Origin of the sequence: Photobacterium sp. 53610, from assembly GCF_036409375.1 — a bacterium.
In the GTDB taxonomy this organism is placed as follows: domain Bacteria; phylum Pseudomonadota; class Gammaproteobacteria; order Enterobacterales; family Vibrionaceae; genus Photobacterium.
Window position 1 is genome coordinate 283,772 of sequence record NZ_JAXOFS010000001.1, and the last position, 25,959, is coordinate 309,730.

General features: G+C 48.4%; 24 protein-coding genes, 3 tRNA genes and 1 other RNA gene. 23 read left to right on the forward strand and 5 right to left on the reverse strand.

Annotation, left to right across the window (positions count from 1 at the left end; all coding sequences use genetic code 11):
* Nucleotides 1-62 precede the first annotated feature (62 nt).
* The 12 genes from cydA to nadA all read left to right on the forward strand — a co-directional run bounded on the left by cydA (nt 63) and on the right by nadA (nt 9,975).
* Complete coding sequence (gene cydA, locus SPK40_RS01370; protein ID WP_248140842.1) at nt 63-1,646, forward strand: cytochrome ubiquinol oxidase subunit I; 1,584 nt, start codon at nt 63-65, stop codon at nt 1,644-1,646.
* Between the two features lie 25 nt (nt 1,647-1,671).
* Nucleotides 1,672-2,808 carry a cytochrome d ubiquinol oxidase subunit II gene (gene cydB / locus SPK40_RS01375; RefSeq protein WP_330959177.1) on the forward strand — a complete coding sequence of 379 codons (1,137 nt, stop codon included), beginning with the start codon at nt 1,672-1,674 and terminating at the stop codon, nt 2,806-2,808.
* Between the two features lie 11 nt (nt 2,809-2,819).
* Entirely contained in the window at nt 2,820-2,942 is a 123-nt protein-coding gene (gene cydX / locus SPK40_RS01380) for a cytochrome bd-I oxidase subunit CydX (protein WP_248140839.1), read from the forward strand.
* On the forward strand, nt 2,932-3,237 hold the full coding sequence (gene ybgE, locus SPK40_RS01385; RefSeq protein ID WP_248140838.1) for a cyd operon protein YbgE: 306 nt from the start codon (nt 2,932-2,934) through the stop codon (nt 3,235-3,237). Before cydX ends, ybgE begins: the two co-directional genes overlap by 11 nt.
* A 226-nt stretch (nt 3,238-3,463) precedes the next feature.
* A complete protein-coding gene (gene ybgC, locus SPK40_RS01390) occupies nt 3,464-3,868 on the forward strand; it encodes a tol-pal system-associated acyl-CoA thioesterase (RefSeq protein ID WP_330959834.1) in 405 nt (134 codons plus the stop codon).
* The gene (gene tolQ, locus SPK40_RS01395; RefSeq protein ID WP_248140834.1) at nt 3,869-4,555 is read left to right on the forward strand and encodes a protein TolQ; all 687 of its coding nucleotides are present in this window, start codon (nt 3,869-3,871) and stop codon (nt 4,553-4,555) included.
* A gap of 5 nt (nt 4,556-4,560) precedes the next feature.
* Entirely contained in the window at nt 4,561-5,010 is a 450-nt protein-coding gene (gene tolR, locus SPK40_RS01400) for a protein TolR (protein WP_248140832.1), read from the forward strand.
* Between the two features lie 8 nt (nt 5,011-5,018).
* Nucleotides 5,019-6,065 (forward strand): cell envelope integrity protein TolA, encoded by a 1,047-nt coding sequence (gene tolA / locus SPK40_RS01405; RefSeq protein ID WP_248140830.1) that lies wholly within the window; start codon nt 5,019-5,021, stop codon nt 6,063-6,065.
* Between the two features lie 13 nt (nt 6,066-6,078).
* A complete protein-coding gene (gene tolB, locus SPK40_RS01410) occupies nt 6,079-7,425 on the forward strand; it encodes a Tol-Pal system beta propeller repeat protein TolB (RefSeq protein ID WP_248140828.1) in 1,347 nt (448 codons plus the stop codon).
* 36 nt (nt 7,426-7,461) lie between these two features.
* Nucleotides 7,462-7,992, forward strand: coding sequence for a peptidoglycan-associated lipoprotein Pal (pal, locus tag SPK40_RS01415; RefSeq protein WP_248140826.1), 531 nt, complete (start codon nt 7,462-7,464; stop codon nt 7,990-7,992).
* A 15-nt stretch (nt 7,993-8,007) separates the two neighbouring features.
* Nucleotides 8,008-8,757: a tol-pal system protein YbgF gene (gene ybgF, locus SPK40_RS01420; RefSeq protein ID WP_248140824.1), complete on the forward strand. Its 750-nt coding sequence runs from the start codon at nt 8,008-8,010 to the stop codon at nt 8,755-8,757.
* 156 nt (nt 8,758-8,913) lie between these two features.
* Nucleotides 8,914-9,975, forward strand: coding sequence for a quinolinate synthase NadA (gene nadA, locus SPK40_RS01425; protein ID WP_248140822.1), 1,062 nt, complete (start codon nt 8,914-8,916; stop codon nt 9,973-9,975).
* Nucleotides 9,976-10,080: 105 nt separating this feature from the next.
* On the opposite strand, the gene SPK40_RS01430 is transcribed toward nadA, so the two are convergent.
* Nucleotides 10,081-10,659, reverse strand: a complete 579-nt coding sequence (locus SPK40_RS01430) for a UPF0149 family protein (protein WP_330959178.1) — start codon at nt 10,657-10,659, stop codon at nt 10,081-10,083.
* Between the two features lie 244 nt (nt 10,660-10,903).
* Between SPK40_RS01430 and SPK40_RS01435 the strand changes: the two genes are divergently transcribed.
* The 3 genes from SPK40_RS01435 (at nt 10,904) to SPK40_RS01445 (ending at nt 14,616) form a co-directional block, all read left to right on the forward strand.
* Nucleotides 10,904-10,991: transfer RNA gene (locus tag SPK40_RS01435), tRNA-Ser, on the forward strand.
* A 706-nt stretch (nt 10,992-11,697) separates the two neighbouring features.
* Nucleotides 11,698-13,524 carry a M4 family metallopeptidase gene (locus SPK40_RS01440; RefSeq protein WP_442957537.1) on the forward strand — a complete coding sequence of 609 codons (1,827 nt, stop codon included), beginning with the start codon at nt 11,698-11,700 and terminating at the stop codon, nt 13,522-13,524.
* A gap of 642 nt (nt 13,525-14,166) precedes the next feature.
* Nucleotides 14,167-14,616, forward strand: coding sequence for an L-alanine exporter AlaE (locus SPK40_RS01445; protein ID WP_330959179.1), 450 nt, complete (start codon nt 14,167-14,169; stop codon nt 14,614-14,616).
* 67 nt (nt 14,617-14,683) lie between these two features.
* Here SPK40_RS01445 and mscM read toward each other — a convergent pair whose 3' ends face one another.
* Nucleotides 14,684-17,998, reverse strand: coding sequence for a miniconductance mechanosensitive channel MscM (gene mscM, locus SPK40_RS01450; protein WP_330959180.1), 3,315 nt, complete (start codon nt 17,996-17,998; stop codon nt 14,684-14,686).
* Between the two features lie 201 nt (nt 17,999-18,199).
* On the opposite strand from mscM, the gene SPK40_RS01455 reads away from it, so the two are divergent.
* From SPK40_RS01455 to SPK40_RS01490, 8 genes are all read left to right on the forward strand, one after another.
* Nucleotides 18,200-18,287 (forward strand) — tRNA-Ser (locus SPK40_RS01455).
* A 6-nt stretch (nt 18,288-18,293) separates the two neighbouring features.
* A tRNA-Ser gene (locus tag SPK40_RS01460) sits at nt 18,294-18,384 on the forward strand.
* 46 nt (nt 18,385-18,430) lie between these two features.
* Nucleotides 18,431-18,558, forward strand: a non-coding RNA gene (locus SPK40_RS01465) — RtT sRNA.
* 311 nt (nt 18,559-18,869) lie between these two features.
* Nucleotides 18,870-19,721, forward strand: a complete 852-nt coding sequence (locus SPK40_RS01470) for a radical SAM protein (protein ID WP_330959181.1) — start codon at nt 18,870-18,872, stop codon at nt 19,719-19,721.
* Nucleotides 19,722-19,972: 251 nt separating this feature from the next.
* Nucleotides 19,973-20,443, forward strand: a complete 471-nt coding sequence (locus SPK40_RS01475; RefSeq protein ID WP_248140805.1) for a GNAT family N-acetyltransferase — start codon at nt 19,973-19,975, stop codon at nt 20,441-20,443.
* Nucleotides 20,444-20,480: 37 nt separating this feature from the next.
* Nucleotides 20,481-20,942 (forward strand): RidA family protein, encoded by a 462-nt coding sequence (locus SPK40_RS01480; RefSeq protein ID WP_330959182.1) that lies wholly within the window; start codon nt 20,481-20,483, stop codon nt 20,940-20,942.
* 352 nt (nt 20,943-21,294) lie between these two features.
* Entirely contained in the window at nt 21,295-21,801 is a 507-nt protein-coding gene (locus SPK40_RS01485; protein WP_248140802.1) for a GNAT family N-acetyltransferase, read from the forward strand.
* Nucleotides 21,802-21,949: 148 nt separating this feature from the next.
* Complete coding sequence (locus tag SPK40_RS01490; RefSeq protein WP_330959183.1) at nt 21,950-22,405, forward strand: SRPBCC domain-containing protein; 456 nt, start codon at nt 21,950-21,952, stop codon at nt 22,403-22,405.
* Here SPK40_RS01490 and SPK40_RS01495 read toward each other — a convergent pair.
* From SPK40_RS01495 to cls, 3 genes are all read right to left on the reverse strand, one after another.
* Nucleotides 22,402-23,535, reverse strand: coding sequence for a GGDEF domain-containing protein (locus SPK40_RS01495; RefSeq protein ID WP_248140798.1), 1,134 nt, complete (start codon nt 23,533-23,535; stop codon nt 22,402-22,404). The two genes, SPK40_RS01490 and SPK40_RS01495, sit on opposite strands and share 4 nt — an antisense overlap.
* Nucleotides 23,536-23,587: 52 nt before the next feature.
* On the reverse strand, nt 23,588-24,103 hold the full coding sequence (locus tag SPK40_RS01500; RefSeq protein WP_248140796.1) for an oxidoreductase: 516 nt from the start codon (nt 24,101-24,103) through the stop codon (nt 23,588-23,590).
* 386 nt (nt 24,104-24,489) lie between these two features.
* The gene (gene cls, locus SPK40_RS01505; RefSeq protein ID WP_330959184.1) at nt 24,490-25,947 is read right to left on the reverse strand and encodes a cardiolipin synthase; all 1,458 of its coding nucleotides are present in this window, start codon (nt 25,945-25,947) and stop codon (nt 24,490-24,492) included.
* Nucleotides 25,948-25,959: the final 12 nt, after the last annotated feature.

Genomic DNA, 25,959 nt, shown 5'->3' on the forward strand with positions numbered 1-25,959 from the left:
CCGGGCGTACTCTATCTACTATGTCGTACGTTACCAGCTGACTGGTGACTTAAGGAGTTATCATGTTTGATATCGTCGAACTATCGCGGTTACAGTTCGCAATGACTGCGATGTACCACTTTTTGTTCGTCCCACTGACTTTAGGCATGGCGTTCCTGCTTGCCATCATGGAGTCTGTGTATGTGATGACAGGAAAGCAGATCTATAAGGACATGACCAAGTTCTGGGGTAAGCTTTTTGCCATCAACTTTGCACTGGGTGTGGCGACAGGTCTCACCATGGAATTTCAGTTCGGTACGAACTGGGCCTACTACTCTCATTACGTCGGTGATATCTTCGGCGCCCCTCTGGCCATTGAAGCGCTCATTGCCTTTTTCCTTGAATCCACTTTTGTCGGCCTGTTTTTCTTCGGTTGGGATCGCCTGACCAAACGTCAGCACCTGGTGGTCACCTGGCTGGTTGCACTGGGCTCAAACTTCTCCGCACTGTGGATTCTGGTTGCAAATGGCTGGATGCAAAACCCGGTCGGCGCAGAGTTCAACTTTGAAACCATGCGTATGGAAATGGTGAGCTTTGCTGAAGTTGTCTTCAACCCTGTTGCTCAGGTGAAATTTGTTCACACTGTCGCATCTGGTTATGTCACTGGTGCCATGTTCGTTCTGGGTATCAGCTCCTACTACATGCTGAAAGGCCGTGATATTCCGTTTGCACGACGTTCTTTCGCGATCGCAGCTTCTTTCGGTATGGCATCGATTCTGTCTGTGATCGTACTGGGTGATGAGTCCGGTTATGAGCTGGGTGACGTCCAGAAAGCCAAACTGGCAGCGATTGAAGCCGAATGGAACACAGAAGAAGCGCCGGCAGCCTTCACACTGTTTGGTATCCCGAATCAGGAAACCATGCATACAGACTATGCGATTAAAATTCCTTACGTGATGGGGATTATCGCGACGCGTTCTATCGACACCGAAGTGACGGGTCTTCGTGATCTGAAAGATGAGCACGAAGTGCGTATCCGTAACGGGATGGTTGCGTATGGTCTGCTTGAAAAACTGCGCGCTGGTGACAAATCGCCGGAAAACATTGCAGCTTTCGATGAAGTGAAAAAAGACCTGGGTTACGGCCTGCTGCTGAAGCCGTATACAGATAAAGTTGTTGATGCAACCGAGGAAGACATTGCCAACGCGGCGGCTGACTCATTGCCGACCGTATGGCCGCTGTTCTGGAGCTTCCGAATCATGGTGGCCTGTGGCTTTATCATGCTGGGTGTGTTTGGTGCTGCCTTTATTCAGACCTGCCGTCACAAAATTACCGAGAAAAAATGGGTACTTCGTGCGGCACTTTACTCGATTCCACTGCCTTGGATCGCTGTTGAAGCCGGTTGGTTTGTCGCAGAGTACGGTCGTCAGCCATGGGCAGTCGGTGAAATTCTGCCAACCAGTATGGCCGCTTCTAATCTGGCCGCGTCGGATATCCTGACGTCAATGGCCGCGATTATTACGCTGTACACCTGTTTCCTGGTCGCGGAAGTGTATCTGATGCTGAAATTTGCTCGTCTGGGTCCAAGCAGCCTGAAAACCGGCCGTTACCATTTTGAGCAGAACCCAGCGCCGTATGATTTGACTGAAAATCCGGTCATGAAGTAATCAGTGTCGGACAGGAGAATAATAAATGTTTGATTATGAAATGTTACGTCTGATCTGGTGGCTGCTGATCGGTGTGCTGTGCATCGGTTTTGCAGTGACGGATGGTTTTGATATGGGGGTTGGTGTTCTGACCAATGTGATCGGTAAAACTGATACCGAGCGCCGTATCATGATTAACTCGATTGCCCCTCACTGGGACGGTAACCAAGTTTGGTTAATTACTGCAGGTGGTGCGCTGTTCGCAGCTTGGCCACTGGTGTATGCGACAGCTTTCTCAGGGTTCTATCTGGCGATGCTTGTCACCCTGGCGGCATTGTGGCTGCGTCCGATTGGTTTTGACTATCGCTCAAAAATTGAAGATCCGAAATGGCGGAACCTGTGGGACCGAGCCATCTTCATTGGCAGTCTGGTACCGCCTGTGATCTTTGGTGTGGCCTTCGGAAACCTGCTGCAGGGCGTGCCTTTTGTCCTGAGTGATTTGCTGATTCCAACCTACAAAGGATCATTCTTTGCACTGCTGAATCCTTTTGCGTTGCTGTGCGGTGTGGTCAGTCTGGCCATGATCATCACGCAGGGTGCGGTTTATCTGCAGATGAAAACCAAAGATGAACTGCACACTCGTTCTCGCAATGTTGCTTCAATTACGGCATTGATGACCATGGTTGCTTTCATTCTGGCGGGATTCTGGGCGAAAAACCTGGAAGGCTATGTTGTCGTGACTGACCTAGTCAGAGATGCGGCATCCAACCCGCTGAACAAAGAAGTTCTGCGTAAAACGGGCGCCCTGATGGATAATTTCAATGCACAGCCGCTGCTGTGGCTGGCGCCGGCACTGGGTATTGTGATGCCATTACTGACTGTCCTGGCTTCCCGTATGGAGCGTGCCGGTTTTGCGTTCCTGTTCTCCAGTCTGACCATGGCGGGTATTATCCTGACCTTTGGTTTTGCCATGTTCCCGTTCATCATGCCATCCAGCGAGATTCCGTCACATAGCCTGACAATGTGGGATGCAACGTCCAGTGAGTTGACGCTGAAGATTATGTCCGGCGTTGCCTTTGTGATGGTGCCAATCATCCTGGGCTACACCTGCTGGTGTTATTACAAAATGTTTGGTCGTCTCGATAAGCAGTTTATCGAAGACAACAAGAATTCACTGTACTAAGGAGGCTTACAATGTGGTATTTCGCCTGGATTCTGGGAGTCCTGTTAGCCTGTTCATTTGGCATCATCAATGCGCTGTGGCTGGAAACGACAGAGAACATGGATGCGAATGATGAGTCAGATATTGAGTCATAGGATTGATCTGTGGGTCAAGAACAGCCATGCGTGGCTGGCCTGCAGTCCGCTTCGGTTGCTTGCCCTGGTGATGGGGCTGGCTACCGGCGGTTTGGTGATGTGGGACCCGGTGCTGTTCGCACGTGAGATTGGCGGTTTTGGTCCAGTCGTTTCACCTGCGCTGATCTGGTCTTGCTGTACTGCCATGATTTTTGGCGTCGGTTTTGTGCCGCGCCGGTGGTACTGGCAGGTACTGTTCAGCCCCTATATTGCCTTACCTGTACTGGCCGTGATCCTCTGGCTTCGTCTGAGCTGAAGCAAAATTGTTGTCCATGATACGGCCCGCTTTCATTGCGGGCCGTATTTTTTATGCTCTGAGAAATTAATAAAATTCCATCAGGGTCAAAAATTGAAAGGAAATTAAGCCGGGGGAGGGCTGAGAGTTTCATTCTGTAAATTAACTCCGGTATAGTTACCGCTGAAAAATTTTCTCAGACGTCATAATTTTGGCGTCCAACATGCATCATCACAGTGGTATTCGGATGACGGAAGAAAACGCCTTTGAGTGGCCTATTACCATCTATATCGAAGATACGGACACTGGCGGGATTGTTTATCATGCCAACTATCTCAAGTTCTTTGAGCGAAGCAGAACTGAACTTTTCAGAAGCTTCGGAGTCAGCTTACAGGACATGCTGGACCAGGGTTACAGCTTTGTGGTCAGCCATATGGACATCGATTTCCTGAAAGGCGCACGATTAGACGATCAGCTCAAGGTTCGTACCTGGCCGCTCCAGGTGCGCCGTGCCTCGATCGAATTTTGTCAGGTTTTAGTAAACAATGAGGGGCAGTTCTTGTGTAAAGCCACTGTTCAGGTAGCCTGTGTCAACCCTCAAACAATGAAACCCATTGTGATACCAAAGAATATATTGTCGGAGATAGCCTAAGTGAGTGCTGAACTTTCTATTCTGGATTTGTTTTTGCAGGCGAGCCTGCTAGTCAAGATTGTGATGCTGATCCTGCTGGGCATGTCGGTCATCTCCTGGGCGCTGATTTTCAAGCGCTCTCAGGTCCTGTCTCAGGCAACGGCGAAAGCGGAACGTTTTGAAGACCGCTTCTGGTCAGGCATTGACTTGTCTCATCTGTTTCAGGAAGTACAAAGTCGCAAAGATAACCTGAGCGGAACTGAACAGATTTTTTACGCGGGTTTTAAAGAATTTGCCCGACTGCACCGGAATAACGGTAAAGCACCGGAATCCGTGATGGAAGGTGCCGGCCGTGCGATGCGTGTGTCTTTGTCCCGTGAAGTTGAAGACATGGAAACGCATCTGCCATTTCTGGCCACCGTTGGTTCTATCAGTCCATACATCGGTCTGTTTGGTACAGTGTGGGGGATTATGCATGCGTTTATTGCGCTGGGTGCGGTGAAGCAGGCAACCTTGTCGATGGTTGCACCGGGTATTGCCGAGGCGCTGGTTGCCACAGCTATGGGCCTGTTTGCTGCCATTCCGGCGGTCATGTTCTATAACCGTCTGTCGAACAAAGTTTCTAAGCTGGAACACAACTACGCGACTTTCATGGAAGAGTTTTCCAGTATCCTGCATCGTCAGGCGTTTGCTGCTAACCAGGAGTAAACACCATGGCAGCGTATCAACCGAAAAAACGGAAAATGACGGCTGAAATCAATGTAGTGCCTTATATTGATGTCATGCTGGTGCTGCTGATCATTTTTATGGTCACAGCGCCTTTCGTCACGCAGGGCGTTGATGTTGATTTGCCGGCAACACATACGGCAAAAACAGCAGCAGAACTGGCTGGTGAAAATGACAGCGGCTCGCCCATCATTGTTGAAGTGGATAAAGACGGACAGCTGGGTCTGAGTGTCGATAACGGCGACATGATCCGGGGTCTGGCACTGACAGAACTACTGACCCGGGTGAAAGCCGAGTTGCAATTGAACCCGAAAACGCCGGTGATGGTTGGCGGTGATGCAAGAGTACCTTATTCAGCCATTATCGAAACACTGGATGCCTTAAATCAGGCGGGTGTTGGCTCTGTGGGACTCATGACAGAGCCGCTTGAGCAGTAGGGAAGTCAATGAAAAAAAACAACTACTCAGTTGCTATCATCGTTTCGTTATTTTTTCATGCTGTACTGATTGCTGCGTTGATTTGGGGGGCGGATTTTACCACATCGAAACCGAAACCCGCCGGGTCAACAATTCAGGCTGTGGTCGTCGATCCGGCACTGGTGAATCAGCAAGCCCGCAAGATCCGCGAGCAGCGTGACGCGGCGAAGAAGGCGGAAAAAGAGCGTTTAGAGCGTCTGGAACAACAGGCTGCAGCGCTTGAACAGCAACGTCAGGCTGAAGAAGAACGCCTGCGTAAATTGAGAGCCGACAAACTTCAGGCTGAAAAAGCGGCCCGTGAAGCGGATGCTGAACGTGAGCGGATTTCGCGCGAAAAAGCGAAAGCTGCCGAAGAGAAGCGTCAGGCGGACGAAGAAGCACGTGTCGCTCGTGAAGCTGCGAAGAAAGCCGAAGCTGAACGTCAGGTGAAACTCAAAGCGAAACAGGAAGCTGAAGAAGCGGCCCGTCAGGCTGAAATTGCCCGTCAGAAGAAAGTTGAAGAGCAAAAACGCGCTGAAGAGGCTGCCCGTAAAGCGGAAGAAGAGCGAAAAGCCAAATTAGCCGCGAAGAAGAAAGCGGAAGAAGCGGCCCGTAAAGCTGAAGCTGCCCGAAAGGAAGCTGAACGGAAGGCGAAAGAAGCAAAAGAGTTGCAGCGTCAGCAGGAGGCTGCACTCAATGATATGTTCGCTGGTCTGGAAGCGGAAAGTGAGCAGCGTGGCGGAGCGAAAGGGCAGTTTATTGCAGATGAAGCTGCTCGGTATGGTGAAATCTATAAACAGATGATTCAACAAAATCTGCTGACTGATCCGAGTTTTAACGGGAAAGAATGCAATTTGCAAATGCGCCTTTCGGCAAGCGGCTTATTGCTGGATGTTGCGGATGTTGGCGGGGACAACAGTCTTTGTCGTGCCGCTAAAGCCGCTGTTGTGAAAGTCAGCCAGTTCCCGATGCCGGAGGATCCGGCTGTGGCGGAGAAAGTGCGATCAATTCGCTTAACCGTGAAGCCAGTAAGTTAAGAGGAAAGGCTAAATGAAACGTTGGATATTGGGCCTGTGCGCAGCCCTGCTCACGATGAGTCAATTAGCGCATGCTGAACTGGAACTGGTGATCACCGAAGGTGTTAACTCTGCCCGGCCTATCGGGATTATTCCGTTTCAGTGGGAAGGGAATGGTGCTGCACCGGTCGACATGGCTTCTGTAATTGCATCTGATTTGCGCCGCAGTGGTAAATTCAGTCCTGTCGCACCCAGCGAAATGCCGCAGACACCAGCGACAGATGCAGAGATTGATTACGCCGCATGGACAGCCATGGGTGTTGATGCCCTGGTGACAGGTTCAGTTTCGAAGAATGCCGACGGGAATTATGTCATCAACTACAAACTGATTGATGTGGTGCGCGGGCAACTGACAAATGGCGAAAGTCGCGGTCTGGAAAATGGCCAGCTGGTTCAGACCAGTGATCATATTTTGTTGCACAACCGTGCGACGGTCAGACTGAACCGTCTGCGCCAGTTCTCGCACCGTATCTCGGACGTGGTTTATGAGAAACTGACAGGCGAGAAAGGCGCGTTTCTGACGCGTATTGCCTACGTCGTGATTGACGATCGCTCAGACTATCCATACCAGCTGCGCATTTCTGATTACGATGGTTATAACGAGCAGCTGGTTCTTAAGTCGAAACAGCCATTAATGTCGCCATCCTGGTCTCCGGATGGGAATCAGCTGGCTTATGTCAGCTTTGAAAATCAGCAGTCCCAGATTTTTATTATGAATATTACAAATGGGACCCGGGAAATGGTCGCCTCATTCCCAAGACACAATGGCTCTCCTCGATTCTCGCCAGATGGCAGGAAGCTGGCCATGGTTCTGTCAAAAAGCGGGAGTTTGCAGGTCTACGTGATGGATTTGCAGACTAAGAAGATGAAACAGGTGACTGACGGACGAGCGAACAACACTGAAGCGTTTTGGGATCCAAGCGGTCAATCGATGATCTTCACGTCAGACAGAGGTGGTAAACCTCAGATATATCGAGTAAATTTAGCTGACGGTTCGACTGAGCGTCTGACATGGCAGGGATCGCAAAACCTCGGTGGTCAGCTGACTCCGGATGGGCGTTATTTGGTGATGGTGCACAGATCGGATTCTGGCTACAACATTGCTAAACAGGATTTGAAAACTGGTGCGTTGCAGATTCTGACCAAGACTTTCCTGGATGAATCTCCAAGCATTGCGCCGAACGGTGGGATGGTTATCTACAGTTCGGTAAATAACAAGTCTAACGAATTGTCTCTGGTGTCTATTGATGGGCGTTTCAAAGCCCGTTTGCCAGCCACCAGTGGTCGAGTTAGGGCACCATCTTGGGGACCGTTTTTATAAGGTTCACCGCAATAAAGCGATATATAAGGAAAAATAATGCAACTGAATAAAGTTTTAAAGGGTTTGGCAATTGCGCTGCCAATGTTTACTCTGGCTGCTTGTAGCTCTACTGAAAGTACTGACAGCTCTGCAGCTCAAACGAACGCTGGTGCGACGACTGGTACAGAGACTACTGTTGTAACTCCTGTAGATTCTGGTTCAGCGGCTATGTCAGAGCAGGAAGTTCGCAACCAGCAGTTGCGTCAAGAGCAAACTATCTACTTCCAGTTTGATAATGCAGAAATTCAGGACAGCTACCAGGAAATGCTGGAAGCACACGCTGATTACCTGCGTAACCACAGCGATGTGAAAATTGTTGTCGAAGGTCACGCCGATGAGCGTGGTACACCTGAGTACAACATCGCTCTGGGTGAGCGCCGTGCAAATGCAGTTGCTAAATACCTGCAAGCACTGGGTGTTTCTGCAAGCCAGATTTCAATCGTAAGTTACGGTGAAGAGAAGCCGCTGGTACTGGGCCACACTGATGCCGATTACGCGAAGAACCGTCGTTCGGTTCTGGTTTACTAATGAAAGGCCATTAAGATGAACAGTAACATGATGCGAAACATCGCATTAACGTTGCTGATTGGTGCGGCGACCCCAGTGGTCGCCGCACCTGCTCCTGTTACAGAGCTGAATTCAGGCTCCTCTGGCAGTGAAAGCAGTCTGCAACGTTTGGAACGTATGTTTGAAGCGCGTAGCCAGATGCAACTGGAGATGCAGCGTCAACTTGATGAACTGTCCCGTGAAGTCGGTGAACTGCGCGGTATGGTTGAACGAAATAGCTATGATATGAAGCAGATGCTGGAACGTCAGCGTGAGCTATATCGTGAAATTGACAAACTGAGCCGTGAGCAACCGGCGAAAGCAAAAGACGACCAGGCAGAGACGGCTGGCGGCGAGTCTTATGCAGCGAATGCTGATGAGAATTCTGCCTATGACCAGGCCGTGAATCTGATCCTTAAAGAAAAGGATTATGCCGGAGCGATTACTGCGTTTAACGAATTCCTGTCAGCTTATCCAGAATCTGTCTATGCAGCGAACGCGCATTACTGGTTGGGGCAGCTGTATTTCACTCAGAACAAATTGTCTGAGGCAAAATCGCATTTCCAGTCGGTCGCCAATTACAAAGATTCGAATAAGCGTGGTGATGCGCTGCTGAAGATGGGCGTCCTGGCTGAACGTGAGAAAAAGCCGGAAGAGGCGAAAAAACTGTATCAGCAGGTAATTGCAGAATACCCGAATACGGCCACTTCCCAACAGGCGACAAAGAGCCTGAAATCACTGAAGTAAACCTCCTGCATTCAGTCAGATGAATATCTTCGCCATCAATCCAGTGACGCTGTGGGTTGATGGTGAGCTTCATCCTTTGCGATCCGTATTGGTACTCCACTGCTAATGCAGTGTATAATGCCCGGATTGAAAGGACGAGCGATAGAGCAAGACGTAATGAGTCTGACATTTGACCCTACAGAAATGATTTACCCATTCCCGCCTAAGCCGACGCCGCTGACTGTGGACGAGCAGCAAGACTATAAAGCGAAAATTAAAGCGCTGTTGAAAGAGAAAGAAGCAGTGCTGATTGCGCATTATTATACTGACCCTGAGATTCAGGCGCTGGCTGAAGAAACCGGTGGTTTTGTTGGTGATTCTCTGGAAATGGCACGCTTTGGTAACCAGCACCCAGCGAAAACCTTAATTATTTGCGGTGTTCGCTTTATGGGGGAATCTGCCAAGATCCTGACACCAGAGAAACAGGTTCTGATGCCGACACTGGAAGCTGAATGTTCCCTGGACCTGGGCTGTCCTGAGGAAGCGTTTACCGAATTCTGCGATGCACATCCTGATCATACCGTTGTTGTTTATGCAAATACCTCAGCAGCGGTAAAAGCACGCGCGGACTGGGTCGTGACTTCAAGTATCGCCCTGGAAATTATTGAGCATCTTGATAGCGAAGGTAAGCCAATTATCTGGGGGCCGGATCGCCATCTGGGAAGCTACATCCAGAAAAAAACCGGTGCTGATATGTTGCTGTGGCAGGGGGAGTGCGTTGTTCATGACGAGTTCTCTGCCAAAGCACTGAAAGATATGAAACACTTACATCCGGATGCTGCGATTTTAGTCCACCCGGAATCACCTGCCAGTGTGGTTGCATTAGCAGATGCTGTTGGATCGACCAGTCAGTTAATTAAAGCAGCGAAGAGCCTGCCACAGCAAAAACTGATTGTGGCCACGGATAAAGGCATCTTCTTTAAAATGCAGCAAATGGTGCCAGAGAAAGAATTGATCGAAGCACCAACAGCGGGGGCTGGTGCAACTTGCCGGAGCTGTGCGCATTGTCCCTGGATGGCGATGAACGGTTTGAAAGCGATTGAAACGGCACTTCGTGAAGGCGGTGAGCAGCACGAAATTTTTGTTGATGAAGCGATTCGTCAAAAATCACTGATCCCGTTAAACCGCATGCTGGATTTCGCTGCTTCACTACAAATGCAAGTGAAAGGGAACGCCTGACAAAACAGGTACTGCTCTCATACAGAAAAAGCGGCTTAAAGCCGCTTTTTTCATCCTAACTTTTTATCATCTCAACAAGGCGAGAATCAGAGGCTCATCAAAAGATCAGGGGTTTTCATCAGTGAGTTGTTGTGCGCGTTGGGTAAGACCGCACAGCATCTGGGGTACAGCATGGTAGATTTCTTCAAATTGCGCTAAGCCTTCTGCACCTTGTTCAGTGAGTGCCGCCATGGCACTTTCCGGATCGTACAGCAAACTGATGGAAAGCAGCACACCCCCTAATAAAGCATTGTCCTGACTATTTTCCGGCATGATGGTTTCCCAGTCGTCACGCGCCAGTTGCCAGCCTTGTAACACACCCTCTGCAAATTCCCGGGTTGTTTCAGTCACCAGTTCCTTGTCATCAAGCTGACAGGCTTCAGGCCATTGCCAGGTGTTTGAAAGCAGCGTCTGTCTGGATTCATTCCAAAGCTCAACAATAGCGTTGGCATACTCTTCTAATGCTTCATGGCTGGTGAAAGGAGAGGTCTCTTCTCCGCCCCACAGATAGGCCAGCCATTCAGCCGGATCCAGCAGGTGCGGGGCAGCAGCCATCGCAGTGACAAAGCCTCGGGTTTGGTGCTCAGACAGTAAATGCTGACTGAGTTCAGAATTTTGCAAAATGACTGAAAGTTGTGCAGACATGATCCGTTCTCTTATCGAATGAACAGGCTTGGCGTGGCAGAGCCTGTAGCAGAATGCCGGTATTGTAGCAGGCGAAGCCGGAAGACACAGCGTTGTTCTTTTGATTGGTCCCAAAATGGGGGGATTGCGGCATGTCTGATGGAAAATTACCCACTTGATCGCCAATGTAAGAATTTGGGTTGACCTGTTATGAGAGGATCACTATAGTACGCCCCGTCGCCGAGAAACGGTGATCAAACAATTTGGTGAGGTGTCCGAGTGGCTGAAGGAGCACGCCTGGAAAGTGTGTATACGGCAACGTATCGAGGGTTCGAATCCCTCCCTCACCGCCATATCCTGAAAGCCCGCTGTGAATACAGCGGGCTTTTTTCATATTGAAATGTTGCATTCTACATTGTCAGAAGATCATGGTCTGTTGATTGGAATTCTAGTCCGAATTGATTGTGATTGAAAAATAACCAACTCGCGTTTTTCATCAAAATGTCATGAAAGAGTGATGTTCAGGGAATGTTTCTGAGACATGATTTCAACACGGCATATCAATTAAGATTTAACACAATAAAGTTTTGAAAAAATCAAAAAAGTTTATTGAATAAAACTTAATATTTCCCCAAAGTAAATAAGGGAAATATTTGCGAGTCACTATTCATTTTCACTCCAGAAATTACATTTTAATTTTCATTTCACCTGTATCTGTATATTAGTTGATACCAAAGTGTAAAGATTTTAATACATTGATATTTGTGTCAACTCGTTGTTTTCCATTGACTTTAGAGTTTTTGCTCTTAATAACTGTTTTGTTTGTTAATAAAGTGTTAATTAACATATACACATCCCTCCCTATTTTTTAATTATTTTGTTTGCAACAAATTGAAAAAGTACGCCACAGTTGACTGGCTTTTAACAAAAAGCAAATCAACCTATAACAGGGCTGAAACAGGAAGGCCTCAGAAGTATGGCGATAAAGCATCTGTAGTGAAGTGGTTTATTGGTTGGGGAAAAACAGGACAGCTCGCTAAAAATCTCTAGGAATGAGTAATGAAAACAAACAAACGACAAAAATTGGCAGTATTAACGCTAGGCTCTCTATTTACTTTGCCTGCAATGGCAGCAAACATTGTCGATGTGACTGATGCTTCCGTGCTTGAGCAAGGACTAACGGCACGTTCACTGACACCTTTAAATAACAGTTTTCAACCAGTAAAAACAATCACCTTGCCGAATGGTAAACAAAAAGTCCGTTATCAGCAGCTGTATAAAGGCTTACCTATTTATAATTCGGGCGTGGTTGCGACGACGAACGCAAAAGGTCTGAGCCAGGTCCATGGTCAGATGGTTCAGAATGTAGAGCAGGATTTGCCTGCGATTCAGCCTGGACTGGAAGGTCAAAAAGCGTTGGGGATTGCTAAGGCGCATCATGCAGCAGCACATACTGTTGCCGGGGAGGTGCTGCCGGTTGAGAATGAACAAGTCAAACTGATGGTTCGTCTGGATGAGAGCAATCAGGCACAGCTTGTTTATCAGGTCAGTTTCTTTGTTGCCAGTGATGAACCGTCACGCCCTTATTACTTCATTGATGCAAATACGGGTGCGGTTGTGGATAACTGGGATAGCATTGCGCACATTCAGGCACCGGGCACAGGCCCTGGTGGTAACCAGAAGATCGGTCAGTATCAGTTTGGTACCGACTACCCGAACTTCATGGTTGAGAAAAATGGTTCGACTTGTACCATGAATACCAGTGCGGTGAAAACTGTAGACCTGAACGGTGGAACTTCGGGTTCCAGCGCATTCAGCTATAACTGTTCGACGGACAGTAACTACAATGATCACAAGCAAATCAATGGCGCATATTCGCCGCTGAATGACGCGCACTACTTTGGTAAAGTCGTTTTCGACATGTACAAAGACTGGCTGAACACTTCACCATTGACGTTCCAGCTGACCATGCGTGTGCACTATGGTTCCAAATATGAAAATGCGTTCTGGGACGGTAGTGCGATGACCTTCGGTGATGGTGCCACCACCTTCTATCCGCTGGTTGACATTAACGTCACTGCGCACGAAGTCAGCCATGGTTTCACCGAGCAAAACTCCGGCCTGGAATACCGTGATATGTCCGGTGGTATGAACGAAGCTTACTCTGATATTGCGGGTGAGGCTGCGGAATACTACATGCGCGGTCATGTTGACTGGTTAGTCGGCAGCGATATCTTTAAGCAATCCGGTGGATTACGTTATTTCGATCAGCCTTCTCGCGATGGCCGTTCGATTGACCACGCATCTGAATATACTTCGGGTCTGAATGTTCACTACTCAAGTGGTGTATTCAACCGTGCTTACTACCTGCTGTCGAATAAAGCTGGCTGGGATCCACGTAAGGGATTTGAAATCTTTGCGGTTGCGAACCAGATGTACTGGACACCAAATTCGAACTTCGACCAGGGCGGTTGTGGTGTTGTGAAAGCGGCACAGGATCTGGGTTATAACACGGCTGATGTTATTGATGCCTTTAATACTGTTGGTGTGAACGCGAACTGTGGCACAACACCACCATCAACTGATGTGCTGGAAAAAGGTAAGCCAATCACTGGCCTGACTGGTAACACTGGTACTGAGCTGCGTTATACCTTCACTGTACCATCGTCTGTGACTGCGTCTGTAAGCATCAGCGGTGGCTCAGGTGACGCGGATCTGTATGTGAAAGCAGGCAGCCAGCCAACAACGACTTCTTGGGATTGCCGTCCATATCGCTATGGTAACAGTGAGACTTGTAATGTCGCAGCTTCTGCATCACAGACATATCATGTCATGGTTCGTGGCTACAGCAGCTTCTCTGGTGTGACGCTAAGCCTGAACTACTAAGTGTGTCCGAGACAAAACTTGAAAGGGAGCCTGGCTCCCTTTTTTCATTTCTGCTGTTTGGTGGTTGAAAATGTAGTTTACTTTCTTTGGTGAAATCTACTGCCAGAGTGACGAATGAGCATATGTATTACTTTATTGTCACTTTTCCTGTGTTTCCTGCGACTGCCTTCTGTACCGATCCTTAAACCCACTTTTTTGTAACGCAAAGGCATTTAATTCGTTGAAAAACCTTCGCTATTGATTACGCCTGTTTTATAAGAGATTGTTTTAAAAGAGATGAATTGGTCATTTGGAACGTTTTATCAGATTTTGATACGTACTCTTTATCCTGACGATTTATTCTGTTTATTGATATCAGAACCTGGCTCATGAGCCTGTTTTTGCCCGTGAAGAGTGTAATAAAATGACCGTTTCAGATGTGCTTTTGGGAGCGTGTAGCACGCCAATGATGCGCAAGTAGCTAAAAACTCGGTCTGAATCACACTTATTAGTAGTAAATTGACAACCTTGATATCAATATGGTGGGATATTTTTTAAAAAAGCTGATTTAATACTGCATATGACTGGGTGGTTGGTGGTTTTGCGGTCGCATAGTCTTTCATCGTGTTATTTTTTGGTTAATATCTCTTTGTTTTTTTCGGAGTGGCAGTGAAAGAACAATTTAACGTGCGTAATGCAGCGGCAGACACTTTTGCGATGGTCGTTTTTTGCTTTATTACAGGCATGATGATTGAAGTGTTTGTTTCCGGGATGACGCTTCAGCAGTCTTTGGCATCCCGAACACTCGCCATTCCGGTCAATATCGCCATTGCCTGGCCTTATGGGGTGTTCCGGGACTGGATGATTCGGCAGGGATCGCAACTGAGCCAACAGAAATGGATGAAATTTCTTTCTGATATGCTGGCTTATGTACTGTTCCAGTCACCCGTATACGCCGCAATTTTGTGGGCTGTGGGCGCAGCGCCTGAGCAAATCATGACTGCTGTTGCCAGTAATGCCGTTGTCAGTGGCATGCTTGGTGGTGTCTACGGACAGTTTTTGGAAGCTTGCCGGCGAATGTTCAGAGTGCCGGGATATTATCAGCAAGCCTGAAGCACATGAATATCTGATAAAAAGCAGCCGATTCAGGCTGCTTTTTTGATTGTCAGGAAAGGACAAGTCAACGCATCGGATGTCGTTGTTGCTTCTTGATAGCGACTTCAAGCTGCGGATGGGCGATGGCAATGTCGTGACTGAGAAACTTACGTTTGATCCGACTGTGGAGATCGTGTGTGAGACTCAGACGGTGCCCGGTTTCAGCGGCATACGCCCGCACTTCAAAGTTTTGCGCATCTGCAGTGATACTGAGAAAGAATACTTCCGGAGCCGGATTATCCAGTACCAGCTCGCATTCTTCAGCGGCTTCAAACAGCAGCCGGGTGACCAGTTCAGTATCGGAAAGATACTTCACGCTGATTGCAATGGTCACCCGGGTGATGGAATCAGAGAGTGACCAGTTCACAAACTGTTCCGTGACAAAGGCTTTATTGGGAACAATGACTTCTTTCCTGTCCCAGTCCACGATCGTGGTTGCCCGGGTATTGATTTTGGCAACAACGCCCGTTAAATCCCTGATGGTGACCGTATCTCCGATACGAATAGGCTTTTCAAATAAAATGATCAGGCCGGAAATAAAATTGGCGAATATTTCCTGCAAACCAAACCCCAAGCCCACACCGAGTGCTGCGATCAGCCATTGCATCTTCGACCAGTCAAAGCCAATCAGTGCAGAGCCGATAATAATGCCAAAGAAAATGGCCAGATACCGGGTCAGTGAGGTGATGGCGTAGCCCGTTCCCGGACTCAGGCTGATATGCTGCAATACCAGTAACTCCATGGCGCCCGGTAAATCCCGCGCAATAATGGCGGTCAGCCACAGCGCCAGTAAAGCCAGCAGAACACTCTTGAGGGTGATGTGGCTGAGTTGCTCAATGCCATCAATGTTCGCGCTGACATCCCACAGCGTAATATCTTCAAGAAAGCTGGTGGCCTGGTAGAGATCGGAAGAGAGCAGCGCAAGGAGAAACAGGTAGATCAGCAGCAGGAGAGAGCGGAGTAATCTGAGCGACTGCGCGCTGATCACATCCAGATCTAACTCGGGCTCTTCAATTTCAATCTGCAGTTCATGACTGGCATGCTCTTCCTTCGACTCCAGTATTTCAGCTTTCCGCTGGGCGAGGATTTCCTGACGTCTGGCTTTGGCGCGTTCAAAAGCAAGGCGGCGACGCTGAATCAGCATCAGTCGTTTGATCAGGTAATAGATCAGCAGCGTAAAGACACCCAGAACAGCCGCGTATTCGAGTTTCGACATCAGTTTTTGTGCCGAACCGAGGTAACCTTGCAGTGCAAAATAATTGAGGATTTGCGGCAACAGAATCAGTGTCCACCAGAATAGATGATGGCCGATGTGGAGATTACCTTGCGGCAGATCCCGGTAGGTCATGGGAATACGTTCACTGGCCATTTTCCACAGGAAAAAGCTGACGGCCAGATTACTGATCAGAAATGCCAGTCGGCCCAGTGTAGCGTTCACTTCGCTGTCGTTATAAAAGAAAGCGAAATTCTGAAGGATCATCATGGGCAAATAGATCCAGATTAAACGCCGGTAGTGACTGAAACACCGCTGAATGATGCTGGGGTGCCAGTCAAAATGTTTGATCAGTAAACCGTCAGGGCGGACTAATTCCCGCATGAAACAATACATCACCAGCGGCCAGGGAAGGGCCAATGCCTGACCCAGGTGATGGATAAACGGAAGCTGCCAGAGTGCCGTCAACAGTGCACCGAAAACGGCAACGGACAGTGGAACCGGCCAGGCAAAGAGGCCGGAGACGGCGACGTTGATTGTGCTGTAACTGAATCTGTCTTGCGTCACTTTGCCTATCTTATGGCTGGTGTCTTTCAGGTAACGTTTCCAGCGTTTTCTGCACCAGCTGAGTGCTGTAATCAGCAGACCGATGATCACCAGACAGAAGATCAGCAGGATTGGGTCAGCGACGAACGGAACTTTCAGTAAGCCCACCCAATGAACCGGTGAAAAAAACCACTGTAATTTTTCCAGCGTGTTCTCAATCAACTTCAGGTTGAAAGCATTGGTATCCGGTGCCCAGAATAAGAGTCTGGCGGCATTGTTTTTCAGTGTATTTAACGAAGAATCGAGCTTGTCATAAGCGACTTTCAGCGTCGCTTGCTGGTAAATCAGAATATCGCTGCTGTCGATCAGCTTTTCGAGCAGGGAGAGATTATTTTTGATCAGCTCACTTTGTTGTGCTTTTTGTTCCTCTGACAGATTTTTGGCCTGCGGCGACTTGGCAATATCAGAGAGGTCTTCAAAGCGCTGGTGATACTCATATTTTCGGACCTGATTCTGAGCGATGTTGTTATCGAGTCCTGCCATATCCGGCTGGCTTGGTAACCGGCTCAGGCGGGTGCGCATGTTTTCACTGAATGCCGGACTGAGTGGCAGCCACTCGGCCATGTTGTTCAGGTCCTGGGCTGATTTCGCCACCTGCTCAATCTGCTGATCGGTTTTTTCCTGAAGTGTCTGAACCTGATCGAGCTGATCAGACAGGGCAGACAGTACATTGGCATAGCGGCGGTTTTCTTCACTCAATTGCTTGAGTTCGGGGGGCAAATCTTCCAGTTCCTGTACCAGCGCATCGGTATCCTGCGCAGACTGTTCTGCATCCGTCCTTAACAGCCGGTTGAGCATCAGCTGGAGATTATTACGATAGGCCTGACGGGCCTCAATTTCAATATTCACCAGCTGAAGTTTTTGCTTGGTCAGTGTTCTGCGGTTATCCGCTGACAGCTGCTCACTTTCCAGTGCTGAGAGTTGATTGCTGTAAAAGTCGTATTCAATATTGTGAACCAGTAAAAGCTGCGTATCCCGGTCACGCTCTGCCTGCTTTCGCGCTTTGTCGGCATCGTTCACTTGCTGGTGGAGCTGCTCTGCACGTTTTGGAAAAGCGTCGATGTTTCTTTCAATGTCTTCCAGTTCGTTTCGAAAGTTATGGCGGCGGAGATCCAATTGCTCGAGTTTGTTGTCCTGTTCTGCAATCTCAAGGGTGAGCTGGTCCTGTCCCCATTTGCTGAAGTCAGGGAACGTCGACGCATTGAATTCTCCGATCTTTGATTTGAGTGATTTGGTCTCATCACTGAAGTTATCCAACAGTTGCTGGTCGGTCTTGATTTGTTCGAGATAACTTTTTGATTTTTGGAGTTGATCTTGTGCCTGAAGCAGGCGTTCCAGTAATTTTTCGTTCTCCGGAGTGGATTCCTGGCTCTGTACGATCTCAATTTGTTTCTCTAGTGCCTGGCTGTATTCAGCGAGATGCTTATTTTCTTTCGAGCTTGGCGGCTCTTCACTGGCGAAACAAGAAAAAAAAGGGATCAGCAGCAGTAAGAGAAGGCAAAGGGATTTGAATCTGCGCATACTGAAACGTCATGGAATGAGAAAGAGATATCTTATTAGTGTAGAAATAAGCCAGTGTCAGGCCTAAGAAAAAAACGATTTGATCTTTTCATCATCGTTCAAGCCAAGAAAGTACAACTAATTTGGAAAAGCCCTTGACCCCATTGGCTCAAGCCAGTAAATTAGCCGCCGTTGCCGCGACAGGCGGTGACATAAAAATTTGGTGAGGTGTCCGAGTGGCTGAAGGAGCACGCCTGGAAAGTGTGTATACGGCAACGTATCGAGGGTTCGAATCCCTCCCTCACCGCCACATTTCGGAGAGATGGCTGAGTGGTTGAAAGCACCGGTCTTGAAAACCGGCATACGTTAATAGCGTATCTAGGGTTCAAATCCCTATCTCTCCGCCACATTTAAAAAAACCGCTGAACTATCAGCGGTTTTTTTTCGTCTGAACTTTGGCACGCAGAGATAGGGGTGAGAAGCCTGGTTGGGTTCAGCCGAGCGCAGCGAGACCACGTTGCCTTCAGGCAACGCCCGAAGGGGCGCGAGCTTGCGAGCGATAAATCCCTATCTTTCCGCCACATTTAAAGAAATCGCTGAACTATCAGCGGTTTTTTTTCGTCTGAACTTTGGCACGCAGAGATAGGGTGAGAAGCCTGGCGGGACGGACGGTGAGTATTCCGCTGCCCGAAGCTCTCATCGCTTTGTAGGTCAATCCTGACAGGATCAGGCGAAAATCTTATCTGAAGCTTGCTAAGCATACTGAAGTCTCCGCTGTTTTATAGCAGCTCCCTGCAACCTGTAGTAAGGTACGCCTCCGTCTTTGGTGCCATGACTCCAAAAATTGTCATGACTCCAAAAATGATGATGTCTTAAGTAAGGACGTGAGCCGATGCTGGATTATATTGAACCCGTTTTTCGCCCGCCTTCTGAGTGGAAGTCTCTGATTTTACAAGTCACGAACGGTTGCAGTCATAATCAGTGCACTTTTTGTGAAATGTACACTCAGCCGCAGAAAAAGTTTCGGCCTAAAAAGCCGGAAGAGATTGAGCGCGAGCTGACAATGATTGCAGCCAGTGGTGTAAGGGTCAGCCGGGTTTTTCTGGCAGATGGCGATGCCATGACCTTGCCGTATGCCCGGTTGAAACTGATCTGTGAGTTAATCAGACAATATTTGCCGTCCGTGACGCGCATATCCAGCTATTGTCTGCCCCGTAATCTGACGAATAAAACGGTCGGGCAGTTAGCGGAACTCCGCTCACTGGGTCTGAGCCTGATGTATGTCGGCTGCGAGAGCGGTGATGATGAAGTGCTGGCAAGGGTCCGGAAAGGCGAAACCTATGCCTCTTCCCTGACGGCCCTGGAAAAAATAAAAGCGGCGGGGATGAAAAGCTCGGTGATGATTCTCAATGGTTTAGGCGGCCCTGCGCTCAGTGAACAGCATGCCGTTTCTTCTGCGCGTCTGATGAATGAAGCGCAACCGGATTACCTTTCCACGCTGGTGGTGTCTTTTCCGCTGGGACAGGATCGCTTCTCGGCTGGTTTTGACGGGAAATTCCGGCCGTTGACTCAACCTGAGCTGTTTCATGAGATGCAAACATTGCTGGAACATCTGGAGTTGGAAAAAACGATCTTCCGTTCGGATCATGCTTCGAATTATCTCGTTCTGAAAGGTGTTCTTGGGCAGGACAAGCAAAAATTATTGTCGCAGATTCATCTGGCAATCAGTCATCCCGCTGCGTGAGGAATGGCAGCGCGGATTGTAAGCAATGGTCACTATGTGCGTGAGTGCACAAAAATGCGGTGATTTGCAAGTTAGACTCAATTTCCTGTCGCGAGATTGCTATTATGCGATTTCGCTTCCGTTTTTTCGGTCCCGGACCGAAGCACGAAAAGCTGTCCCGCTTTTTATAAGTTTTGGGATTTCAATACGATAACAATGATTACCACTATTTTTTGACTGTGTGGCAGTGACAATTTCGTTCGGTTAACACTATGTATATTCAAAAAATTATGCCCAACCGTGACGACGTACGAGGCATCCTCAGCGCGTCCGATGATTACATGTACAGTCTCTATCCGCCGGAGACAAACAATCTGGAGAGTGAAGAATCTCTGATGAAAGAGAATGTTCACCTTGTTGGTGCTTTTGTACGCGGCGCGCTGGCCGGTATCGGCGCCGTCAAAATGATGGATGATGAAGGCGAATATGGCGAGATCAAGCGGATGTTTGTCCTGGACAGCTACCGCGGTCTGGGCATTTCACGGCAGATCATGGATGCATTGCACCATTATCTGAAACACAATGGTGTCCGGGTGGCACGCCTGGAAGCTGGTGTGAGTCAGCCCGAAGCCCTGGGGTTATATCAGACATTGGGATACAGGGTACGTCCTCCGTATGGTCAGTATCAGGAACATCCGCTCAGTATTTTCATGGAGCTTGATCTCGACACCATTGAGAGTTGAGGTAAGTTTTCAAAGCATGGCTTTTGAGGGAGACTGAATGTCAATTGAACAAAGGATTGTTGAATTAGGTTTAGTATTGCCGCATGTCAGTGAACCGCAAGGAAACTATGTGAACTGTGTGCGAACCGGCAATTTGCTGTACGTATCCGGGAAAGGCCCGGTGACCGGTTTTCCCGAGGTACCGAAAGGGAAGCTGGGACGCGAATATAACGTCGAACAAGGTTATGCATTTGCCCGCGCAGCAGGTCTGGATATTCTGGCTGCAGTGAAATCAGCGGTTGGCAGTCTGGATAACGTCAGTCGGGTTGTGAAGCTGCAGGGGTTCATCAATGCGACTGAGACTTTCGAACAGCATCCGAAAGTTCTGGATGGCTGTTCTGATCTGATGGCAGAAGTTTTCGGAGAAAAAGGTCTGCATGCCCGATCTGTCTTCGGAGCTATGTCGGTTCGGGGCAACCTGCCGATCATTATTGATTCGATCTTCGAGATTGCTGACTGACAGGACAGCAGGACCAACATTTTCCCCTCGTGATAAATTTCGGCGGGTATCAACATCTCAAAGGAAGCAATTGATTGCTTCCTTTTTTTGTCCCCGGGCTTCAAAAACGTGGTTTATTCTCATCAATATGCATACAGGTATTGACCTGAAACGTAATTATAGAGAAGCTATGCGCACGCAGTGCAACTGGATTCACTTCACTACGTAGAGTTATCCAGGTCTTCATATCTGGAAACAGAAGATGACTTTGTTAACCAACACGATTTTTTTCTTTCGTTGAATGCAACGGTTTGCGCGGCGACATATTATTAAAAAGTACCTATACGTCAGTCAGTTAGTGATAAGGAAGAACATGTTCACCGAACGGCTCAAATCCCGTTATCAGCTTGAACCTTTTACCCCGCAGGATTACTCATTGCTTATCGATTGGATAGCAGATGAAGAATTCAATTTATTATGGGGAGGTCCGGTTTACCAGTTTCCCCTGACAGTTGATCAAATCGAACACCACGTTTCCCGCCCAGAAATCCATCCTTTTTTATTTCACGTTGCCGGCCAGGTGAAAGGCTATGTTGAACTGAACCAGAAGCATCCCAAACGTTGCAGGCTTTGCCGTGTGCTGATTGTGAATGAGTCTGACCGCGGTAAAGGTTATGGCCGGGCATTGGTTGAAGCTGCACTCGAAAAAGCACGTGTTGAGTTTGGTGCGGAAGAGGTCTCGCTGGCCGTTTTTGAACATAATTTTTCTGCCGTCAGTTGCTACCGGGGAGCGGGCTTTGATATCTATCAGGCCGATCAGGCAATCCGCGTATTTGAAGGGCAGCCCTGGACTTTGCTGCAAATGAGAAAACAGCTGTAATTAAAAGTAGTTGCAGGTTCAGGCTGGTCGGGCAACGGAGTGCTACTCTCAATAGAGAAGATGAAACGGTGCACGATGATGTGGGTTGTATCTTGTTGACCATTTTGCTGTCTTTGCCTGATTCGCTGTCTTGTGGAAAGGAGTGACTATGAGCCTGCAACAATTTAAATACGTCAGTTATATCGCAGCGAAAGATACTGAGGTCTGGAACGCACTTCTGGATCCGAAAATGACCCAGAAGTATTGGGGACATGTGAATGAGTCTGACTGGAAAGTGGGCAGCCGGTGGGCACATATTCGTGCAGATGGATCTGAAATTGAAGATGTGACGGGGAAAGTGCTCCTTGTCCACCCACCTCACCATCTGGTCCTGAGCTGGCAGGAGGCTGACAGCCATCATGGAGCTGTGCATTCATCGCAAGTGAGTATTGCGCTTGAAAGTTTGGGCACAGATACACGACTGACAGTCATTCACAGCGATCTTCAGTCTGGCTCGCTGAGTTATCAGGATGTCAGTGAAGGCTGGCCTGCCGTGATCAGTAACCTCAAAACCTTACTGGAGACCGGTAAAGTGATGGACAATGATATCTGGGCGGCTAATTAAGAAGGCCGGCGTTCGATATACTCAGACATCATGTCTGCATTGGGCTGATGCAACGGGCTGAGGGGAAAGGTGTGTTCAACCTTCAGTTGCTGCTTCATTTCATACATTGAGAAATCAGCCTCTTGCAGTAAATCAGAGATACTTTTACTGCCGGGCGTGAACACGCTCAGCCCGATGCTGGCAGACACGGTGATTTCGCGATGGCTTAACAGAATGGGAATCCGCAAGACGTGATCCAGCGTATTGATCAGGAACTGTGAGACATATTCTTTGTTTACGGCATGAGGAAAAACCTGAATGACGGCAAATTCATCTCCCCCCATTCTGGCTACATCCATGCCATCGTGAGTCAGGTTATCCAAACGGCGGGCAACGGTTTTGAGCAACTGATCGCCTGCACCATGTCCCAGGGTGTCATTCACTTCCTTAAATCCGTTCAAATCAATCAGGAAAAACGCAAACTCGGTGCCGTTTTTCTCCAGATCTTTCAGTTTTCGGTTCAGCCAGAGCCGGTTGTGAATGCCTGTCAGCGAGTCATACATCGCCAGTTTGTGGTGTGTTTCTGACTCTTTTTTGAGCAGGTAAATCATCATCACGCCGATCAGGATCGTAGACAGCAGCAAAGCATGTATGAGCCAGCGCAGGGAAATAAAACCATCTAATTTTGAACGTAATGTGTTGTTGGAGTAGAGAAAAGTTTTGAGAGCATAGCCCATCATGTTGTCGTAGTTGGTCTTCAGAGTTATCAGTAACCCATGAGCCTGATCTCTTTCGCTCAGATGACGCAGCGAAGATTCGTAGCTTTTGACCAGCAGATAGTGTTCATTGAAGGTTTGCAGGGAACCGAAGATATCATGAAGCCGTTTGACCTGACTGCTGACGTTGATGGAGTTAAAGCGGCTGAGCAGAATTTCGTACTGCAGCAGTACAGTATTTCGGTCGGCACGTCCGGCCTCATATTCCTGAAGCTGAAAAATCAGTTCACTGTATTCATCACTCAATTGCATCATGAACCAGCTGGCAAGATTCTGATCCTTACTGACAGATTCGGCATTGGACTCCAGTGAGCTGACCGAGACAAAGGTGAACAGAATAAGCAGGGGCGCTGCGACAAATAGCAGCTTTTTCATCCATGGCATTCCGGACAAATGAAACATCCTGAGCGATTTGAAATAGACCACGTTACGGCACCACGCTGATTTTGTTTAATTGCCAGACCATTTTGTCCAGAAAACCGCTATTGGCCAGTTCCGGATAATTGTCCAGAGAAAAAATGAGCCAGAAGGGACCATAGTCCCGGACTTTCATCCAATCATTGTCGCGGCGAACTGCCAGTAAAGGCTGATATTTTTCCATGTCTTGCCATTTTAATTCGGCGCTGTATTGATTCAGGGCAGACAAATGAATTGTGCCGGGTTTTAATTGGTAATGAGTAAGCAGTGACTGAAGTTTGACGCCGGAAAAACGTGCGCTGCCGTTTATCCAGGGCAACGTTGTGACAATGGTATCTTGCTGAAAGCTGGCAATATCTTCCCGCGTCAGCTCAATTTCAACAGGATGATTTTCCTGTGATAAACCCGTGATCACGATGGGAGGCAGTGTGAGCGAAAATGCAGGAAATACAATCAGGCAACATACCAGCGGCAAGCTGAATCTGAGGGTATCGACTGCAAATGATAAAAACTTCCCAAGACTCACGCTTCCCTCAGCTTTTGTGTGTTTAACGCTTAAATACAAAGATAGTCACATAAAGAAGCAAAGCAATACTTTTATCGCATGATTGTGAGCAGAAGAATGATTGGTATGTAAGTATTATTCCTTACAATAATTTATATTTATGAAATATTTGTGGATTTTTGAATGGCCTGAACAGGCTTGGTAGGATTTTATTTATATGGGTTTCAGGTGATCCTAATTCCAATTTCCGAAAAGCTCCTCAGGTTGCATATCAGTAATGGTGTTTCAGTTTTTACTGATATATGCGATTCCGTCCATATAAGCCGTATTTCTGGGCATTTTGATCCTGACGGAAATACCGTCAGGATCAGAGGTCAATCATATGTCCGGCAGAATTTCAGAGTTCTCTAGAGCAGCGGGCTGAACATATAAAAACACTGCTCAAGAAATTTATGTCCCAATGAGCGTTGCTGCCATGTCTGGGGATCGATTTGGGTAGATTGTTTCATATATTCCTGCTGTAAACCTGAAACTTGCTGGGTGAACTCCGGATTATCGACTGACAGAGTCACTTCGAAGTTGAGCCACAGGCTTCGCATGTCCAGGTTGACGGTGCCGATTAAGCAGTGAGCGCCATCCACGACCACTGATTTGGTGTGCAGCAGGCCGCCGCTGAAGCGGTGAATCGTAACGCCTGCGTTCAGCAGCTCCGCGAAAAATGAACGGCTGGCCCATTCCACCATTACAGAGTCATTCTTGGCCGGGATAACAATATGCACGTCTATGCCACGTTCCGCGGCGCTGATTAAAGCATGCAGTAAGTGTTCGCTGGGCACAAAGTACGGGGTGGTGATGACCACACTTTCACGGGCCTGATAAATGCTGATCAGCAGGACCTGATGGATGATTTCATCAGGCATCCCGGGCCCGGATGGAATCACCTGAATCATGTCATTGTCCGTTGCAGGATGGGACAGACTGCATTCCGGAACCGGTGGTAAAAAGCGCTGTCCGGTTTCGACTTCCCAGTCCCAGGCCTGAATACAGTTCAGCACGGCAACGGTCGGCCCTGTGACCCGGACCATCACATCAATCCACTGGCCCACACCGGCGTCGGTTTTGAAAAACGCCGGGTCAACCAGATTCATCGAACCGGTATACGCAATTTCAGCATCGATCACGACGATTTTACGGTGCTGCCGCAAATCCAGCCTGCGCAGGAACATCCGGAATGGCGTCACCGCCAGTGCCTCGTTTATTTCGATTCCGGCATGCTGCATAAGCCGTGGCCAGTGGGAACGGAAAAATCGCATGCTGCCGGCGGAATCGAGCAGAAGCCTGACCTTCACCCCGCGTTTTGCCGCCAGAATGAGTGCTGTCGCAACTTCATCCGCTAATCCGCCCGGGTGCCAGATATAGAACTCCAGATGAATAGAACGGTGCGCCTGGTGAATATCCCGGATCAGCGCGCGTAAAATATCATGCGGTTTATCCTGCAGTGTCATTGTGTTCCCGACCAGTGCCGGGATACCCAGCCGGTTTTCGCACAGATCGTGTATGGGTTTGGCATGATGGTTCAGTAACTGGGGCTGATGGCCGGGGCAGGTATAAAGCTGCCGGAACCAGTTCGCAAAGGGGTCGAACATTTCTTTTGCCCGTAACGCCCGCTTTTTACCAAGATTCAGCTCCCCAAACATCAGATAGGCAACAATACCGCCGATGGGAATGATGTAAATGATCATCAGCCAAGCCAGAGAAACGCCGACAACGCGCCGTTTGAATACGACACGCATGGTTACAGCGGCGATAGCCATCCAGTAAGCGAACAGGCTGAGCCAGGCTAAAACTTGATAAATGTGGTCCATAAATGTTGCTTG

Excerpts from the sequence above, each read along its gene's own strand:
- tolR (WP_248140832.1), top strand. The coding sequence starts at position 4,561 with ATGGCAGCGTATCAACCGAAAAAACGGAAAATGACGGCTGAAATCAAT.
- SPK40_RS01495 (WP_248140798.1), bottom strand. The coding sequence starts at position 23,535 with ATGAAAAAGCTGCTATTTGTCGCAGCGCCCCTGCTTATTCTGTTCACC.
- cydX (WP_248140839.1), top strand. The coding sequence starts at position 2,820 with ATGTGGTATTTCGCCTGGATTCTGGGAGTCCTGTTAGCCTGTTCATTT.
- cls (WP_330959184.1), bottom strand. The coding sequence starts at position 25,947 with ATGGACCACATTTATCAAGTTTTAGCCTGGCTCAGCCTGTTCGCTTAC.
- tolB (WP_248140828.1), top strand. The coding sequence starts at position 6,079 with ATGAAACGTTGGATATTGGGCCTGTGCGCAGCCCTGCTCACGATGAGT.
- mscM (WP_330959180.1), bottom strand. The coding sequence starts at position 17,998 with ATGCGCAGATTCAAATCCCTTTGCCTTCTCTTACTGCTGCTGATCCCT.
- SPK40_RS01470 (WP_330959181.1), top strand. The coding sequence starts at position 18,870 with ATGCTGGATTATATTGAACCCGTTTTTCGCCCGCCTTCTGAGTGGAAG.
- SPK40_RS01485 (WP_248140802.1), top strand. The coding sequence starts at position 21,295 with ATGTTCACCGAACGGCTCAAATCCCGTTATCAGCTTGAACCTTTTACC.
- SPK40_RS01440 (WP_442957537.1), top strand. The coding sequence starts at position 11,698 with ATGAAAACAAACAAACGACAAAAATTGGCAGTATTAACGCTAGGCTCT.
- cydB (WP_330959177.1), top strand. The coding sequence starts at position 1,672 with ATGTTTGATTATGAAATGTTACGTCTGATCTGGTGGCTGCTGATCGGT.
- pal (WP_248140826.1), top strand. The coding sequence starts at position 7,462 with ATGCAACTGAATAAAGTTTTAAAGGGTTTGGCAATTGCGCTGCCAATG.
- SPK40_RS01475 (WP_248140805.1), top strand. The coding sequence starts at position 19,973 with ATGTATATTCAAAAAATTATGCCCAACCGTGACGACGTACGAGGCATC.
- tolA (WP_248140830.1), top strand. The coding sequence starts at position 5,019 with ATGAAAAAAAACAACTACTCAGTTGCTATCATCGTTTCGTTATTTTTT.
- SPK40_RS01490 (WP_330959183.1), top strand. The coding sequence starts at position 21,950 with ATGAGCCTGCAACAATTTAAATACGTCAGTTATATCGCAGCGAAAGAT.
- nadA (WP_248140822.1), top strand. The coding sequence starts at position 8,914 with ATGAGTCTGACATTTGACCCTACAGAAATGATTTACCCATTCCCGCCT.
- ybgF (WP_248140824.1), top strand. The coding sequence starts at position 8,008 with ATGAACAGTAACATGATGCGAAACATCGCATTAACGTTGCTGATTGGT.
- SPK40_RS01480 (WP_330959182.1), top strand. The coding sequence starts at position 20,481 with ATGTCAATTGAACAAAGGATTGTTGAATTAGGTTTAGTATTGCCGCAT.
- ybgC (WP_330959834.1), top strand. The coding sequence starts at position 3,464 with ATGACGGAAGAAAACGCCTTTGAGTGGCCTATTACCATCTATATCGAA.
- SPK40_RS01430 (WP_330959178.1), bottom strand. The coding sequence starts at position 10,659 with ATGTCTGCACAACTTTCAGTCATTTTGCAAAATTCTGAACTCAGTCAG.
- cydA (WP_248140842.1), top strand. The coding sequence starts at position 63 with ATGTTTGATATCGTCGAACTATCGCGGTTACAGTTCGCAATGACTGCG.